The organism is Streptomyces doebereineriae (genome assembly GCF_031845645.1).
Lineage (GTDB): Bacteria > Actinomycetota > Actinomycetes > Streptomycetales > Streptomycetaceae > Streptomyces > Streptomyces canus.
In genome coordinates, this window is the sequence record NZ_JAVREZ010000395.1 from 1 (window position 1) to 432 (window position 432).

General features: G+C 70.8%; 1 pseudogene. It reads right to left on the bottom strand.

The annotated features are described in order from the left end of the window. Positions 1-429, bottom strand: a pseudogene (locus tag RNB18_RS52475) (PucR family transcriptional regulator); the annotation flags it as partial. Positions 430-432 lie beyond the last annotated feature (3 nt).

A 432-nucleotide genomic window follows, 5' to 3' on the forward strand; every position in this document is an offset into this window, starting at 1 on the left:
CCCGTCCAGATACTCGAATCCCGATTCGGCGAGCTCATACATGGCGGGGGCGGCGATGTCGACCTGCTGGCCGATCTCGGCGAACCTGCGCCAGGTGAGCCGGACCCCGAGCCGGTAGACGGCCTGGAGCGAGTCGAGGCTGCGGCCGTGCAGTCCCTCGCCCCGGCCGAACTCCTGGAAGACCTCCGGCGGCACCCGGGGGTCGGCGGCGCCGGAGGCGAGGTGGCGTACGAAGCCCTCGATGGCGCGGCGGATGCCGACGAGCGCCATCGGCTCGCCGGACTCGTCCTCGACGAGCTGGAGGTAGGGGTAGTCCTGCCGGATCTCGGTGAGGATCTTCTGCGCGATCTCCGGCGCCTCGGCCAGGGCGATGGAGGCGAACCGCTCCACCTTCGACCGGGGCACCTCCTGCCAGGCGTGAGACTTCACGAG